The sequence below is a fragment of the Aquiflexum balticum DSM 16537 genome, assembly GCF_900176595.1.
Lineage (GTDB): Bacteria > Bacteroidota > Bacteroidia > Cytophagales > Cyclobacteriaceae > Aquiflexum > Aquiflexum balticum.
The window spans coordinates 3,106,980-3,122,337 of record NZ_LT838813.1; the positions used below are offsets into that span (position 1 = coordinate 3,106,980).

Annotated in this window: 16 protein-coding genes; 13 read left to right on the plus strand and 3 right to left on the minus strand. The window is 35.6% G+C overall.

Features of this window, described 5'->3' with window-relative positions; translation table 11 throughout:
* Positions 1-2: 2 nt before the first annotated feature.
* The 8 genes from B9A52_RS13145 (at position 3) to B9A52_RS13180 (ending at position 9,198) form a co-directional block, all read left to right on the plus strand.
* Positions 3-1,316, plus strand: coding sequence for an O-antigen ligase family protein (locus tag B9A52_RS13145; protein WP_084120898.1), 1,314 nt, complete (start codon positions 3-5; stop codon positions 1,314-1,316).
* Positions 1,249-2,364 carry a glycosyltransferase family protein gene (locus B9A52_RS13150; RefSeq protein WP_157370151.1) on the plus strand — a complete coding sequence of 372 codons (1,116 nt, stop codon included), beginning with the start codon at positions 1,249-1,251 and terminating at the stop codon, positions 2,362-2,364. The genes B9A52_RS13145 and B9A52_RS13150 overlap by 68 nt, the downstream gene beginning before the upstream one ends.
* Positions 2,361-2,969, plus strand: coding sequence for an imidazole glycerol phosphate synthase subunit HisH (gene hisH, locus B9A52_RS13155; protein WP_084120900.1), 609 nt, complete (start codon positions 2,361-2,363; stop codon positions 2,967-2,969). Before B9A52_RS13150 ends, hisH begins: the two co-directional genes overlap by 4 nt.
* Complete coding sequence (locus tag B9A52_RS13160; protein WP_084120901.1) at positions 2,969-3,730, plus strand: AglZ/HisF2 family acetamidino modification protein; 762 nt, start codon at positions 2,969-2,971, stop codon at positions 3,728-3,730. The genes hisH and B9A52_RS13160 overlap by 1 nt, the downstream gene beginning before the upstream one ends.
* A complete protein-coding gene (locus B9A52_RS13165) occupies positions 3,727-4,884 on the plus strand; it encodes an adenine nucleotide alpha hydrolase family protein (protein ID WP_084120902.1) in 1,158 nt (385 codons plus the stop codon). Before B9A52_RS13160 ends, B9A52_RS13165 begins: the two co-directional genes overlap by 4 nt.
* Positions 4,881-5,993: a DUF354 domain-containing protein gene (locus B9A52_RS13170; protein ID WP_084120903.1), complete on the plus strand. Its 1,113-nt coding sequence runs from the start codon at positions 4,881-4,883 to the stop codon at positions 5,991-5,993. Before B9A52_RS13165 ends, B9A52_RS13170 begins: the two co-directional genes overlap by 4 nt.
* A 32-nt stretch (positions 5,994-6,025) precedes the next feature.
* Positions 6,026-8,020 carry a hypothetical protein gene (locus B9A52_RS13175; RefSeq protein WP_084120904.1) on the plus strand — a complete coding sequence of 665 codons (1,995 nt, stop codon included), beginning with the start codon at positions 6,026-6,028 and terminating at the stop codon, positions 8,018-8,020.
* A 176-nt stretch (positions 8,021-8,196) separates the two neighbouring features.
* On the plus strand, positions 8,197-9,198 hold the full coding sequence (locus tag B9A52_RS13180) for a sugar transferase (protein ID WP_172805209.1): 1,002 nt from the start codon (positions 8,197-8,199) through the stop codon (positions 9,196-9,198).
* A gap of 47 nt (positions 9,199-9,245) precedes the next feature.
* On the opposite strand, the gene B9A52_RS13185 is transcribed toward B9A52_RS13180, so the two are convergent.
* The 3 genes from B9A52_RS13185 to B9A52_RS13195 are packed head-to-tail and all read right to left on the minus strand — an operon-like array spanning position 9,246 to position 10,140.
* Positions 9,246-9,473: a hypothetical protein gene (locus tag B9A52_RS13185; RefSeq protein WP_084120906.1), complete on the minus strand. Its 228-nt coding sequence runs from the start codon at positions 9,471-9,473 to the stop codon at positions 9,246-9,248.
* A gap of 50 nt (positions 9,474-9,523) precedes the next feature.
* Positions 9,524-9,820: a type II toxin-antitoxin system RelE/ParE family toxin gene (locus B9A52_RS13190; protein ID WP_084120907.1), complete on the minus strand. Its 297-nt coding sequence runs from the start codon at positions 9,818-9,820 to the stop codon at positions 9,524-9,526.
* A complete protein-coding gene (locus B9A52_RS13195; RefSeq protein ID WP_157370152.1) occupies positions 9,805-10,140 on the minus strand; it encodes a hypothetical protein in 336 nt (111 codons plus the stop codon). Before B9A52_RS13195 ends, B9A52_RS13190 begins: the two co-directional genes overlap by 16 nt.
* Before the next feature lie 296 nt (positions 10,141-10,436).
* Here B9A52_RS13195 and B9A52_RS13200 point away from each other — a divergent pair, with 296 nt between their 5' ends.
* From B9A52_RS13200 to B9A52_RS13220, 5 genes are all read left to right on the plus strand, one after another.
* On the plus strand, positions 10,437-11,843 hold the full coding sequence (locus B9A52_RS13200) for an anthranilate synthase component I family protein (RefSeq protein ID WP_084120909.1): 1,407 nt from the start codon (positions 10,437-10,439) through the stop codon (positions 11,841-11,843).
* 110 nt (positions 11,844-11,953) lie between these two features.
* Complete coding sequence (locus B9A52_RS13205; protein WP_084120910.1) at positions 11,954-12,520, plus strand: anthranilate synthase component II; 567 nt, start codon at positions 11,954-11,956, stop codon at positions 12,518-12,520.
* 324 nt (positions 12,521-12,844) lie between these two features.
* Positions 12,845-13,858 carry an anthranilate phosphoribosyltransferase gene (gene trpD / locus B9A52_RS13210; protein WP_084120911.1) on the plus strand — a complete coding sequence of 338 codons (1,014 nt, stop codon included), beginning with the start codon at positions 12,845-12,847 and terminating at the stop codon, positions 13,856-13,858.
* A 5-nt stretch (positions 13,859-13,863) separates the two neighbouring features.
* A complete protein-coding gene (gene trpC, locus B9A52_RS13215) occupies positions 13,864-14,685 on the plus strand; it encodes an indole-3-glycerol phosphate synthase TrpC (protein ID WP_084120912.1) in 822 nt (273 codons plus the stop codon).
* Entirely contained in the window at positions 14,682-15,305 is a 624-nt protein-coding gene (locus B9A52_RS13220; RefSeq protein WP_317045518.1) for a phosphoribosylanthranilate isomerase, read from the plus strand. Before trpC ends, B9A52_RS13220 begins: the two co-directional genes overlap by 4 nt.
* Positions 15,306-15,358 lie beyond the last annotated feature (53 nt).

The window sequence follows — 15,358 nt, forward strand, 5'->3', positions numbered from 1 at the left end:
TTATGGCAAGTTTGTTTTTGAGTCATAAAACTTACAGAGAAAACTTCATTCTAGTAGGCTTGATCTTATTTAAGAGTACACAGGCCTCTGTATTAGCCTTTGTCCCAGAAACAACTGTAATGGCATTAATTTATGCTAGTTGGGTTTTTTATAAGAGGAGGTTGAAAGTTGATAATTTTATTTTTATTTTGATTTACATCTATTTAGCATTAAATCTATATTATTTTATTTCTTTTAAAGAGAATGATTTTTTTCTTAGCATTTATATTCTGATTAAAATGATTTACGCTTATTTAACTATTAAATGTGTTGGAGCAAGTTTTTTTTCAATTTTTGAAAAAATCACCTATTATCTTGCTTTGATAAGCCTTCCATTATTCATTTTTCAATTATTGAATTACGACCTTTTATTTAGGTTAGTAGGAATTCTTCAAAACAACATACTTTATCTGGAATTTAGGAATGACAGGTTTGCCAACTTTTTCATATTTACAATGGAAAGCCATGGTTCAATATTAAGGAATTCCGGATTCGCTTGGGAACCAAAGGGTTTTGCAAATTTTCTAGTTCTAGCAATGCTTATAAATCTATTAAATAATAATTTCAAGATAAATAGACGTTTTTTAATTTTTAGTATCGCATTGTTGACAACGACATCGACAACAGGTTTTATCATCGCTTTTGCAATTCTACCACAAATTTATATTATTAATGTTAAGAGGATCAATAAAATAGTCTTGTTACCTGTTTTGATTTTTGTTTTGATTTTTGTTTTGAACTTAGATTTGGGATATAAAAAAATTGATAAAGAAATCGCTGGTAGATATGAATATAAAGAATTGTTGGAGGATGCTAGAGAGTTTGAGACAAGATCATTAGGGAGATTTCCTTCTTTTATAGTTGATTTCAATGATTTTATTAAGCGTCCAATTTTCGGTTATGGGTTTAATGCCACAGAGAGGACCCAAAGTGAATATACTAAACTTGTCAGAGTCAACGGAATTTCCGACCTGTTGGCAATTTATGGTTTGTTTGGTTTCCTTTTAATATCCATTGCTCATTATAAAAGCTTAAATAATTACCTGAGATATTATCGACTAAAAGGTAAAGCACTAATTTTTTTAATGTTTGCATTCATTTATTTTGCTTCAACTTTGACTTCTCATCCATTTTGGATGATGTTTTATTTCTTCTACCTAATCAAGTTAAATCCACTTGAATTACCCTTGCTTAATAAAATAGTTTTTAATGAAAAGGATATTGATTTTAGCCTACACAGATCTAAAGATGGATCCAAGGCCTTACAGACAAATTAAATCCTTAGGTAATGATTTTGAAGTTCATTCTGCGGGTACTTCGAAAGCAGGAATTGAATATCAATTTCACTTGATTAAAAAGAGATCTTTTATAAATGAGTTGATCAATCTACCTATGTTAAAATTTGGATTTTATGATTCTTTTTATTGGGATAAAGCAAAAAATAGATTTTGCTTGGAAATGAAGAATATTAGCTTTGACCTTGTGATTGCACATGAAATCAGGCTAGTTCCTTTGGCTATTAAAATTGCAGGGTCAGCTCCTGTAATATTGGATGCTCATGAATATTCTCCTTTAAATTTTGACGATGATCCTTTTTGGCGGTTTTTTTATAAAGACTATTACATATTCTTATGCTCTAAATTTATCCCAAAAGTTCAGCAGATGATAACGGTTTCCAAAGGTATTGTTCAAGAATACAAAAAGAATTTCCTAGTGGAACCTGTTTTGGTCACAAACGCATGTGAATTCAAGGATTTGAAACCTAATCCAGTTGGCTCTAAAATTAAGTTGTTGCATCATGGGATTGTCAGTAGTTCCAGAAGTTTGGAAATCATGTTAGATATGATGGATTTTTTAAATAGTGATTTTGAGCTTTATCTTATGCTTGTATTTAGAGATTCCACCAGATTCCATTGGAAGAGACTAGTTAAAAAAGCATCTAAGAATCCAAGGATAATTTTTCTTAAACCGGTACCGAGGGAAATACTGGTTGAGTATTCAAATCAGTTCGATGTCGGATTGGCGTTTTTTCCTCCAAATAACTTCAATTTGAAATTCGCACTTCCCAACAAATTTTTTGAATATATACAATCCAGACTAATGGTTTTGGTAGGCCCTGATTATGAAATGTCTCCTTTAGTTAGAAAGTATCAATTTGGTGTTGTTTCTAAGGAATGGACAGCCGAATCTATGGCTAAATCTTTATCTAGACTCGATAAAGACGAAATAAATAGATTAAAAACAAATGCAAATGTTGCGGCCCTTGAATTAAATTCAGAAAAGCAAATGGAAGTTTTAAAGAAAGTTGTTGAAGGGTTAATATGATTTCCATCATTGATTACGGCATGGGGAATTTACGTTCAGTTCAGAAAGCTTGTGAAAACTTGAATAAAAGAGCTGAAATTGTAAGTTCTCCTCTTGAATTAAAAAAGTTTGATTTCATCATATTGCCTGGGGTAGGACATTTTGGTAATGCAATGGAAAAAATTGAAAGGAAAGGTTGGGACAAATCTATAATAGATGCTGTTTTGGGTGATAAAAAAAAAATATTGGGGATTTGTTTGGGTATGCAATTGTTGACAAATTCCAGTGAAGAAAGTAATGGGATTAAAGGTTTAGGACTTTTAAATGCGGAAACCTGCAAATTTCCTATATCATCTTTTAAAATCCCACACATAGGTTGGAATACAATTGATTTTAAAAAAAAATCATTATTAGATTCAGGTTTTCACAAAAATGAAATGTATTATTTTGTTCATTCCTATTATGTGAAATGCAAGATTCCAACTGATGTCTTATGCGAATCAACATATGGGATTGCCTTTGACTCTGCTTTTGAGTCTAATAACATTGTTGGTTTTCAGTTTCATCCAGAAAAAAGTCATAGGTCAGGTTTAAATCTTTTAAACAACTTTTTAAGTCAGAAATAATGTTTAGACCTCGTGTCATTCCTGTTTTGCTTTTCAAGGGTTTGGGCTTATTTAAAACTAAAAAATTCAAGAATCCCAATTACTTAGGAGATCCTATCAATACTGTAAAGTTATTTAATGATCTACAGGCAGATGAATTAATGATACTTGATATTTCTGCTAGTAATGAAAACAGAACAATATCATTAGATTTTGTAAAGGAGATCGGCGATGAGGCATTCATGCCTTTTAGTGTGGGTGGCGGAATAAAAAATGTAAAGGAAGCCGTTAAACTTATTCAGTCCGGTTCAGAGAAAGTGATAATTTCGGAAGCCTTTGTTAAAAATCCAGCTTTAATTGGTCAAATTTCCAAGGAATTAGGTAGTCAAAGTGTGACTGTATGTTTGGATGTCAAGAAAACATTTTTTATGAGATATGAGGTGCGGTATAGAAATGGAAGAATCAAAGGGAAGAAGACTTTATTGGAATATGTGAAATTAGCTGAAGATTATGGGGCGGGAGAGATTATGATCAATTGTATAGATAAGGATGGTACAATGACGGGCTATGATTTTGAAATCATAAAGGAAATTAATAAATCAGTAAATATCCCCTCAATAATATGTGGAGGTGCTGGAAATATAATGGACTTGAAATTGGCCTATATTCATGGAGCACAGGCTATTGCAGCAGGAAGTATGTTTGTTTACCATGGGCCAAGAAAAGCTGTTTTAATAAATTATCCTTCCAGAGAAGAACTTTTTAAATTATTTGCAGAATGAAGGCATCTAAAGGAAAAATATGCAAACTTGGTGTATGGGATGAATCCATACCTGATATCAAGTTCGATGATGAAGGTATTAGCTCGTATGCAAAGATTTTCAAAAAACTGCTAGCAGATTTTCCAAAAGGGGAAGAAGGCCAAAAGATTTGGGAAGGATTTGTTATGAAAATGAAATCACATGGAAGAAGAAATAAGTATGATTGTATTATTGGAGTTAGTGGTGGTACAGACAGTTCTTTTCTATTGCATCTCGCAGCAGAATATAACCTTAGAGTTTTAGCTGTTTACCTTGATAATGGCTGGGGATCAAATATTGCAGTTGGGAATATTAAGAAAATGACCCAAGCCTTAGATTTTGACCTAGAAACATATGTAATTAATTATCAGGAAGTCATAGATGTATTTAAGGCTTATTTAAAGGCTCAATTGCCATGGGTTGATGGTCCCACTGATTTAGCAATTAAAGCTGTGCTTTACAAAGTGGCCGATAGGGAAGGTCTAAAACACATTTTAATTGGGCATGACTTTAGAACAGAAGGGTTTCAACCAAATGAATGGACATATACAGATAGTCTTCAATTAAAGTTTTTAACAAAAAAATACCAAAATAGAGTATTACGTTCTTTTCCAAGTTTATCCATTTGGTCATTTGGTTATTTTGCATATTTAAAAAACATTAAAATGATCAGACCATTTTTTTATCTACCTTATACAAAGTCAAATGCAAAAAAAATACTAGTTCAAAAGTATAATTGGGTGGATTATGGGGGGCATCATTATGAGAATATATTTACAAAATTTATTATTAGTTATTGGTTACCAAAAAAATTTGGAATTGACAAAAGGAAAATCACATTATCAGCTCAAGTTTTGAGCGGTGAAATTTCACGAGAACTTGCAATCGAAGAAATTGGTAAAAAACCTTTTGATGAAGATAGTGTTGATAAAGACATTGAATTTGTTGCAAAAAAGCTGAATTTTCCAAAATCAGAATTAATAGAATTATTAGAAGGTCCTGGAAAATTTTTCACAGATTATCCTTCATACTTTCCTAGAATACAAAAAATGAAAAGATTGATTTTTCCTGCAATGAAATATTTGTTGCCAAACAAGCCACTAATGTTCTATCAAATGGAGGAGCGTGATCAATGAAATCAATCCACATAGACATCATTCACCCCGCCAATGTTCATTATTTTAAGCATTCTATAGCTAAGTGGAAAGCCAGTGGACATCAACTCATCATCACCTGCAGGAATAAGGAAATCACCTATGAACTTCTTGAACTTGAGGGATTGAAATACATTCCAATGGGGAAAAACGCTAGATCTGCTTTAGGAAAATTTTTTTTCCTTTTAAAATGTGAATGGAGTATTTTCCTGCTTTATATCAAAAAAAAGCCTGATTTGTCTTTAAGTTTTGCAGCTTCTTATGTTGCCCATATGTCATTTCTTTTTGGTATACCTCATATTTCTTTTGATGATACCGAACATGCAGGATTAAACAGAAAGCTTTATTTCCCTTTTACAGACTTGGTGTTGAATCCGGAAAGCTACCTGCTTGACCTTGGGAAAAAGCAGTTCAAGTTTAAAGGGCATATGGAGTTATTTTATCTTAGTCAAAAATATTTCAAGCCTGATCCTAAAATTTATTCTGAACTTGGTATTGATAAGCATATTCCTTTCGTGTTTTTGAGGTTTGTCTCTTGGGGGGCTTTTCATGACAAAGGCCAAATGGGATTTTCAGATGATTATAAAATCCGTTTGGTTGAAGAACTTGCTACAAAATACAAGATAATTATTTCATCAGAAGGGGAATTACCGGAGGAACTAAGGCCTTTTCTGATAAGGATTAAACCAAATAGGGTCCATCATGTGCTGTATTATGCATCATTGTTTATAGGAGAAGGCGCTACAATGGCGTCAGAATGTGCAGCGCTAGGAACCCCAGCAATTTATGTTAATTCTCTCGACGCAGGCACATTGCAACAACAAGCAAAAAATGGTCTGATACATAATTTGAGATATCAAAAAGGAGTGATTGAACTTGCGTATAATATTTTAGAGAATAAAGGATACAAAAAAGATTTAAGGGCTAAAGTCAAATCCCTCTCCAATGAAAGGTATAACCTTACAGATTTCTTGGTTTGGTTGGTGGAGGAATATCCAAAATCAAAAAAAATATTGCTTGAGCGGAGAATTGATATGAAGGAGAGTTTCAGAGACGAGTCTTCTATATTGGAAGATAACTTCCTGAAATAAAAATTTAATCATTAAAAAAATTAAAATAGGCCATGTGCGGCATCTTCGGACTAATTCTCAAATCTGATTCCGGAATACTTACGGCTTCAATCAGCCCCTTGCTCAGGCACCTTGCTTTATCAAGTGAGTCCCGTGGTAAGGACTCTTCCGGTTTGGCTTTTATCCATTTGGATTCTTTGGATCTGATTAAGGGAGATATTCGAATTGGAGAATTAATCAAGTCTGAAAAGTTCAATCAACTTTTTTCCCAGGCAAAAAATCAATACCGCGATTCAGCAAAGGATATCTGCATTTTGGGTCATGCACGATTGGTGACCAATGGATCACAGTTGCAGGCTGAAAATAATCAGCCCGTGCAATTGGAAAATGATATTTTGGTTCATAATGGAATTGTTGTCAATGCTGATCAACTTTGGAAAGAAAAGCCTGAATGGACAAGGCATTATAAAATTGATTCTGAAGTCATTTTAAAAAAGCTTCAGGAAGAATTAATTAAAGAGAAGAAAACTCCGCAAGAGGTTTTTGGAAATTTGGAAGGCACTTGTTCAATTATCGCCTATTTCGCTTCTCAGAATAAATTGCTCCTATCCACAAATAACGGCTCTTTATATTACCTCCATCAGCCAAACAGGTTTTTTATAGTGGCTTCGGAGTCTTTTTATCTAAACACCTTGATTCAAAAGTCCTTTGCAAAATCTTTGATAACAACGCCTATCAAAAAACTGAATCCCGGCGAGAAAATTTATTTGGATTTAAGAACCTTGGATTTTGTCCCTTTTGAATTCAAAGAGGATCCCAAACAGAATTTTAGGACTGTTGTTCACCAAATTCAAAATTCAAAAAATACTAGAGAAGTAGTCCTGGAGCCGGAAATCCATTTCAATAGAAACAAAGAAAAAAAGCTTTTTGACTTGTTGGAGTTTAATATTGACAGAATTCGAACCATTAAGCGATGCTCCAAATGCATTCTCCCTGAAACTTTTCCTTTTATTTATTTTGATGAGAAAGGCGAATGCAACTATTGTCACGGTTATACTCCAAAAAATAAAAGTGGAAAATTGGATCAATTAAAGACTATTGTCTCTTCTTACAAAAGTTCCAATAGCAAACAGGATTGTATTGTTCCATTTAGTGGAGGAAGGGACAGTACTTTTGCGCTACATATCGTAAAGGAAGAGCTGGGCCTCAATCCTATTGCCTTCACGTATGAATGGGGAATGGTGACGGATTTGGCAAGAAGGAATATCTCAAGAGTATGTGGTAAATTAGGTGTAGAGAATATTGTGGTGGCTGCGGATATTCATTGGAAGCGCCAAAATATCAAAAAAAATATTGAAGCTTGGCTAAGAAAACCAGCGTTGGGGATGATTCCTTTGTTTATGGCTGGAGACAAATATTTCTTTTACTATACAGATAGGTTAAAAAAACAGACCGGAATCAATTTGAATATTTGGGGGGTCAATCATCTTGAAAATACCGACTTTAAAGTTGGTTTTGCAGGAGTGGCTCCGGAATTTGAAAAAGAACATATTTATTCCCTTTCAAGGTTTAACCAGTTGAAATTGATGGGGTATGTCGGAAAAGAATTTTTATCAAATTCAAAATACCTCAATCAGTCGTTAATGGATACAATCGGTTCTTTTGCCGTCCGCTACCTCGCTCCCAAGAAGGACTATTATCAATTATTCGATTATTATCCTTGGAACGAAAATGAGATCAACAACCTGATTCAAAATGAATACGATTGGGAAAAGGCAACTGATACGGATTCTACTTGGAGGATCGGGGATGGTACTGCTGGCTTTTATAATTATGTCTATTTTACCGTTGCAGGATTTTCAGAAGTGGATACATTCAGAAGCAATCAGGTAAGAGAAGGAATGATCAGTAGGGAAGAGGCAGTGAAAAAATCCATGGAAGAAAATAAACCCCGATATGAAACGATCCGGTGGTACCTTGAAATACTCGGTATCGATTTTCAGTTAGCTTTGAAGAAAATTAATGCCATTCCAAAGCTTTACGGGTAAGGCCTTAAAAAAAATATTACACAAATCATCGAAAAATTCGTTTAATTAGCAGGTCTATTAGTTCCTGGAATTATATAGTTTCAATGAATCTCGCAAGTACCTTACAGCCAATAGATTACCAAGAATCTGGTATAGTACCAGGGGTTGAAGATTTATTTTTTTCAAAATCTTTTCCTTTGGATTCTCATTTTTTTGTTAGAAAATATCTTCAAGGAATTCCAGTTTCGGAAATCCATTTTGCCGAAAAAATCAATCATTTTCAAGTAATTGAAAAAAACTCATTTGCTGCTTTGGTTTCAGTTTCCAAACTCAATGAATTTGAAGAAATTAATGAACTGTTTGAACATTCTTCCCGATTATTGGACAAGTCAGGTCTCATTATTGGGTATTTGGAAACCTATGTGAACAGGAAAAATAAAATCCTTGAAAAGTATCCACATTTGTTGAGTCAATTGATTTATAGATTCGATGCCCTTTTATATAGGGTTTTTCCAAAGCTACCGATAACCCAAAAAGTATATGATTTTATAACAGGAGGCAAAGGGAAGTTGATGTCCCGGGTTGAACTCACAGGGAGGTTATATGCTTTTGGTTTCGAAGTGGTTGATTATCAGGATATCGACAATATGCATTTTTTTGTAGCCACAAAAATCAGTGAACCTATCAAACAAGCTGACCCGACTTATTGGCCAATTGTTAAACTAAAAAGAGTAGGGGAGGGAGGAAGAGAATTCAAGGTCTACAAACTGCGAACCATGTACCCTTATTCAGAATATTTGCAGGATTATGTCTACCAACACAACAACCTTACCGAAGGTGGTAAATTCAAGGACGATTTCAGGGTTTCAGCATTTGGGAAACTACTCAGGAAAGTGTGGTTGGATGAAATTCCCATGATCTGGAATTGGATAAAAGGTGATTTGAAATTGGTCGGTGTCCGGCCTTTGAGTGAGCAATATTTCAGGTTATATTCAGAAGAACTGAAAACCAAAAGAACCCAAACCAAACCAGGGCTTTTACCACCTTTTTATGCAGATCTTCCTAAAACTTTGGATGAAATCATGGATTCAGAATTGCGATATTTAAACGCGTATGCAAGATCTCCATTAAAAACAGACATTACCTATTTTTTTAAAATACTTAAAAATATTTTGTTCAAAGGAGCAAGAAGCAGATAATCTTTATCAAAACTTTAGACTTAAAAGTTTTTTTCAGGTTTCTTTATTCAAATGTATTTAGATAGATACAGATTAAATTCCAAGGCGCTACCTTCTACAAACTCATCCACGGTCAGGTCCTCAAAAATCTCCTCGTCAAACTCCATTTCTGTTTTTTCAATTTTCCCATCAGGATGAACGATCAATTCTGTTCCGGTGAATTCATCCGGATTCACTTTTACCAATACCTGGTAATCATCAAAAACACGCTTAAAATATCGGGGAAGGTTTTTCATGGGGATATTTTTTTGGAGAAAGGAATTTTAATAGGTGATAAAACAGGGAATTAATAAGCTTTAGGACTTTGGCGGACATGCCTAATCCTTAAAATTCTGATTTCTTGATCATTAAACTTATAAGATACTCTGTAACTATGTGTTTCAAAAGCCCGGAATAAACCTGGATTTTGTAATTTAAATTTATCTGGGGGGTATTTTTCAGGGTAATTCGGTAACTCTTCAATTTTTTCTAAAATTGCTTTTTCAACCTTTTCAGCTTGAAAAACAGAATCCTTACTTATCCATTCAATTGCTTTGATAAAAAGTTCTATAGCATGATCTTCCCAAATTATTTTTCTCTCCATGAACGGATTTTTTTAACTGCTTCATGATGTTCAATAAATTTCCCTTCATCAATAGCTTTATCTGCCCTATCAAGCTCTTTATTGTATTGTTCAAGACTAACTTCTTCAAAAATCTCAATAAAGGCTGCTTCCAGTTTCTCAATATCATCCTCATCAAGCTGCATGATTTTTTCAATCATGTTATATTTTTTCATTCTTAATTCCATAACTCTACTGCTTTTTATAAAATTAATATAATTATTGATTTTTTTCGAAGGTGCCAAGCTCTTCTTTTTTTTCATTGTTATATTTCTAAACACAATCTTTAATAAAGTAGTCATTAGTTCGTTTAAATATTCCCGGCCCTTTACAAGTATTTTAATGATTTTATTTATTCTTTAGTAATATCCTTCATTTTTCAAATAATTTTTCAAAAATATGTTTTGTTAAATAGAATGCATTTTTAACTTTGTCCCATTGCAAAAATGAAAACGATTCAAACAAAATATTGGTGGTGGCATTTGACTTCTCAATCCTGGGAAGAACCGAAAGCTATTGTCTGATATCAGGTTTGTTACGATATACAAAAGGCTTGCTGGTTTTCCCGGCAAGCCTTTTTTCTTTTTAACCCAAGATCATGGAAACATTCAAAATTCATACTGAACACAAAAAATTACTTGCAGATACAATTACCCCTGTCAGTATTTATCTTCAGATCAGAGATAGGTTTGCCAATCCGATTTTGTTGGAGAGTTCGGACTATCATGGTCAGGAAAACAGTTACTCATACATCTGCTTCAATCCAATTGCTTCATTTTCCTTCAATAGTGGGACAGTAACAGAATCATTGCCCCAAGGGAAATCCAATACCTATTCAATCACTTCAGAAACTCCGCTGATTGATGCATTGAGGAAGTTTTCAGCAAAATTCAAGGACGACAACGGTAAACATAAATTTATCAGTAACGGACTTTTTGGCTATATGCAGTATGATGCAGTGGCCTATTTTGAAGATATCAAGTTGTCGAATACCGGCCCAGAGGAAGTACCGATGATGCACTATGCCGTGTATCAAAATGTGATTGTAGTCGATCATTTCAAAAATGAAATGCACCTGTTTGAACATCAGTTGGAGGGTTCCCATGTGGAAAATGTCCTTCCTCAATTGGAAACATTGTTGAACAGCAAAAACATCCCTTCTTATTCTTTCAAACTTGTGGGGGAAGAATCTTCCAATTACACCGATGAGGAGTTTTTGGAAATTCTCAAAAAGGGCCAGGAGCATTGTTTTAGGGGAGATGTATTCCAGATTGTGCTTTCCAGGAGGTACACTACTTCATTCAAAGGAGATGAATTCAATGTTTATCGGGCACTTAGATCGGTCAATCCCTCACCATATCTCTTTTACTTTGACTATGGTTCCTACAAGGTTTTCGGCAGTTCACCGGAAGCACAGATAGTTGTTAAAAACAATGTGGCCACCATTTACCCTATAGCAGGGACTTTCAAGCGAACAGGCAATGACCAGGCAGATGCAAGCTTGGCCATGAAGCTTTATGATGATCCTAAAGAGAATTCAGAACATGTGATGCTGGTTGACTTAGCCAGAAATGACCTGAGCAGGTCTTCAGAAAAAGTAAAAGTGGAGGTCTTTAAAGAAATCCAATACTATTCCCATGTCATCCATTTGGTATCCAAAGTCACTGGTCAGCTCCCTGAAAATTCCAATCCTCTCCAATTGGTTGCAGATACCTTTCCTGCAGGTACTCTTTCTGGAGCACCAAAGTACCGGGCAATGGAATTGATAGATGAATTGGAAAATACTTCAAGAAAATTCTATGGTGGAGCTATTGGTTTTCTGGGTTTTAATGGGGATTTCAATCATGCCATTTTGATCAGATCCTTCGTCTCCGAAAACAACCAACTCAGGTTCCAAGCAGGTGCAGGAGTAGTTGCGAAGTCCTCAATACCCTCCGAATTGCAGGAAGTGACCAATAAGTTGGAGGCGTTGCGGGTGGCACTCAAAACAGCTGAAAAAATCTAATTGATGAAAATTACTTAAAGATATGAATTGCTTGACCAGTAAGGCTGGGTTTCAGAATAGCCATGAATCTATTCTACCAACAGTAAACAGTTTAAAACATTGATGCCCATATGAAGATTCTTGTTGTAGATAATTATGATTCTTTTACTTACAATTTGGTGTATATCATCAGGCAATTGGGATATGGAACTCAAATGGACATTTTCAGGAATGATAAAATTCCCTTAGAAGATGTAGCTAAGTTCGATAAAATACTCCTTTCACCTGGACCGGGAATCCCCTCCGAAGCTGGAATTATGCCTGAATTGTTAAAAACATATGCTGCGTCCAAAGACATCCTTGGAATCTGTCTTGGTCATCAGGCCATTGGGGAGGCTTTTGGCGGTGATCTGATCAACCTTTCAGAAGTTGTCCATGGCTTGGCTTCCGAGGTGAAAATCGAAGCGGATTTGTTATTTCATGGTTTGCCTGAAACTTTCAAAATAGGTCGGTACCATTCTTGGGTGATCAATGAAGGGAATTTATCCTCCGATTTGGAAATCATAGCAAGAACGCCTGATGGACAGATTATGGGAGTCAGACACAAAAAATATAAAGTCCGAGGCCTTCAGTTCCACCCGGAGTCGGTTTTGACTGAGCATGGGGTGGAGATGATGAGGAATTGGTTGGAAAGCTGAATTTTGAGAAACAAGAGCCAAGAAACAAGAGCCAAGAAGCGAGAAGCGAGAGCCGAGAATCTAGAGCCAAGAGACAAGTGATACAAAAAGCAAAAACCAAAGCCTGTCCCGAGTATCGGGAAATGAAGAAAGAAGAAACAAAGTTTGCCTAAAGAATTTTAGAAAAAAAAAGATAAAAATGGAGTTTTGATAATCGAATGCATTAACTACTAAAAAGAACTCCACCTTGTCATGTCGATCCCGACAGCTGTACGGGAGAGACATCTGAAGAGCAGGTAGTCAGGAGCATTTCAACCCTAAAAGTAACCACACAAACCTACAACCATGAAAGACATACTCAACCACTTGATAGAACACCGGACACTTTCCAAGGAACAGGCTAAAGAAGTGTTGAAGAACATTGCGACAGGGGGATATAACCAATCTCAAATTGCGGCTTTTTTGACGGTTTACCTGATGAGAAGTATCACAGTGGAGGAACTTGGGGGATTTCGCGAAGCCATGTTGGAGCTTTGTGTTCCTGTTGAAATTGCTGAATACGATGCCATGGACCTATGTGGTACAGGAGGTGACGGGAAAGATACTTTCAATATTTCTACCCTTGCCTCATTCATTGTTGCTGGAGCAGGTCAAAATGTGGCCAAGCATGGCAATACGGGGGTATCTTCTATTTGTGGTTCTTCCAACTTGTTGGCCCATTTCGGATATGAGTTTACCAGCGATATTGACAAAATCAGAAAAAGCCTGGACGAAGCGGGAATTTGTTTTCTACACGCTCCGCTTTTTCACCCGGCTATGAAAAATGTAGGTCCCATCAGAAAGGAATTGGGTGTCAAAACCTTTTTCAATATGCTCGGTCCTATGGTCAATCCGAGTTTTCCAAAAAAACAATTGGTAGGGGTTTTTAGTCTTGAGTTGGCAAGACTCTATGCTTACCTCTATCAAGAACACGAAGGTAGTTTCAGCATACTCCATTCTTTGGATGGCTATGATGAAATATCCTTGACAGGGGATTTTAAGATGATTTCCAATTCGGGAGAAAAACTTTACAGTCCTGCGGGAATTGGTTTAGAGAAAATCTCAGCCGATTCTATAAGGGGCGGGGATACCGTACAGGAATCGGCAGAGATATTCGATGCCATCTTGAAAGGAAAAGGAACTCTTTCCCAAAATGCAGTCGTTCTGGCAAATGCCGCTGCCGCTTTGGTTACAGCAGATCCTTCACTGGATTTCGAAAGTGCATTATCAAAAGCTGAAGATTCCCTTTTGTCAGGTAAAGCCTTACAGGTTTTTACTGCCCTTGTCAATCCCAAAACATCCATTTCATTTTCAAACTGAACCTTATGAATATATTAGATAGAATTATTGTCCACAAAAGAAAGGAAGTCTCCGAAAAGAGCAGCCTTGTTCCGGTAAAGTTGCTTGAAAAGAGTATCTACTTTGAAAGTCAAGTGGTGTCGATGAAAAAGTATATCACCAGAGAAGATAAAACAGGCATCATTGCGGAATTCAAAAGGAAATCACCTTCAAAAGGAGATATCAATATCAACGCATCCATAGAAAAGGTAAGCATAGGCTACATGCAGGCAGGGGCTTCGGCTTTATCCATTCTGACAGATCAGGAGTTTTTCGGTGGAAAAAATGAAGATTTGACCTTGGCCAGAAAATTCAATTTTTGCCCGATTCTCAGGAAGGATTTCATCATTGATGAATATCAGATCATTGAAGCAAAATCAATAGGGGCTGACTGCATTCTCCTGATTGCTGCAGCGTTGGAGCCAAAGAGATTAAAAGAATTGGCTGCTTTTGCCCGGTCATTGGGATTAGAGGTATTGATGGAAGTGCATGATGGGGAAGAACTTGAAACTGCTCTCAATGAATATCTGGATTTGGTGGGTGTGAATAATAGGAGCTTGAAGACTTTTGAAGTTTCCTTGGAAACATCCTTTAGTCTTGTATATCAAATTCCACCAGATTTTGTAAAAATTTCCGAAAGTGGCATTTCAAATCCACAAACACTCGTTGACTTGAAAGAAGCTGGGTTCGATGGATTTCTGATCGGTGAGAATTTCATGAAATCAGGGAGACCACATCAAGCAGCTTATAATTTCATAAAGGAATACAGGAGTTTAATTTCCCAAAAGCATGGCATTACCAAAGGATGATGAAGCTGAAAGTCTGTGGCATGCGCGATCCTGAAAACATCAGGGAATTATTAGATCAAATCCAACCTGATTGGATGGGTCTGATCTTTCATCCACCTTCGCCAAGATTTGTGGACAGTATACATGCGGACTTTATTAAGCAACTTAAGGTTAGAAAAGTGGGGGTTTTTGTGAATGCGGAGATTTCAGATATTGAAGAAAAAATCCAATCATTTGGGTTGACAACTTTACAATTGCATGGGGAAGAAACGGTCGATGAAGTCAGCAAAATCAAAGAGAAAACAGGTTTGGAAATCTTCAAGGTTTTTTCTGTCCATGATTCCATCGATTGGGATTTATTGGAAGCTTACCTGCCTTTTGTGGACTTCTTCCTATTTGATACCTTCACCAAGTCATATGGTGGAAGTGGAAAGACTTTCAACTGGCAGTTATTAATGGACTATCCCTTCGAAAAACCGTTTTTACTCAGTGGAGGATTAAGTTTGGATCAAACTGAAGAAATCAAAAATCTCCAATCCCAAGTCCCACAAATGAAAGGAATAGATATCAATTCAAAATTCGAAATTGAACCTGGGATTAAGGATATACCTTTAATAGAAAAGTTTAAAGGGAAAATTTGATAATGGAAAAATTGTTGATATAAAGTGGATATAAGATTGAAATAAGTCGGTTC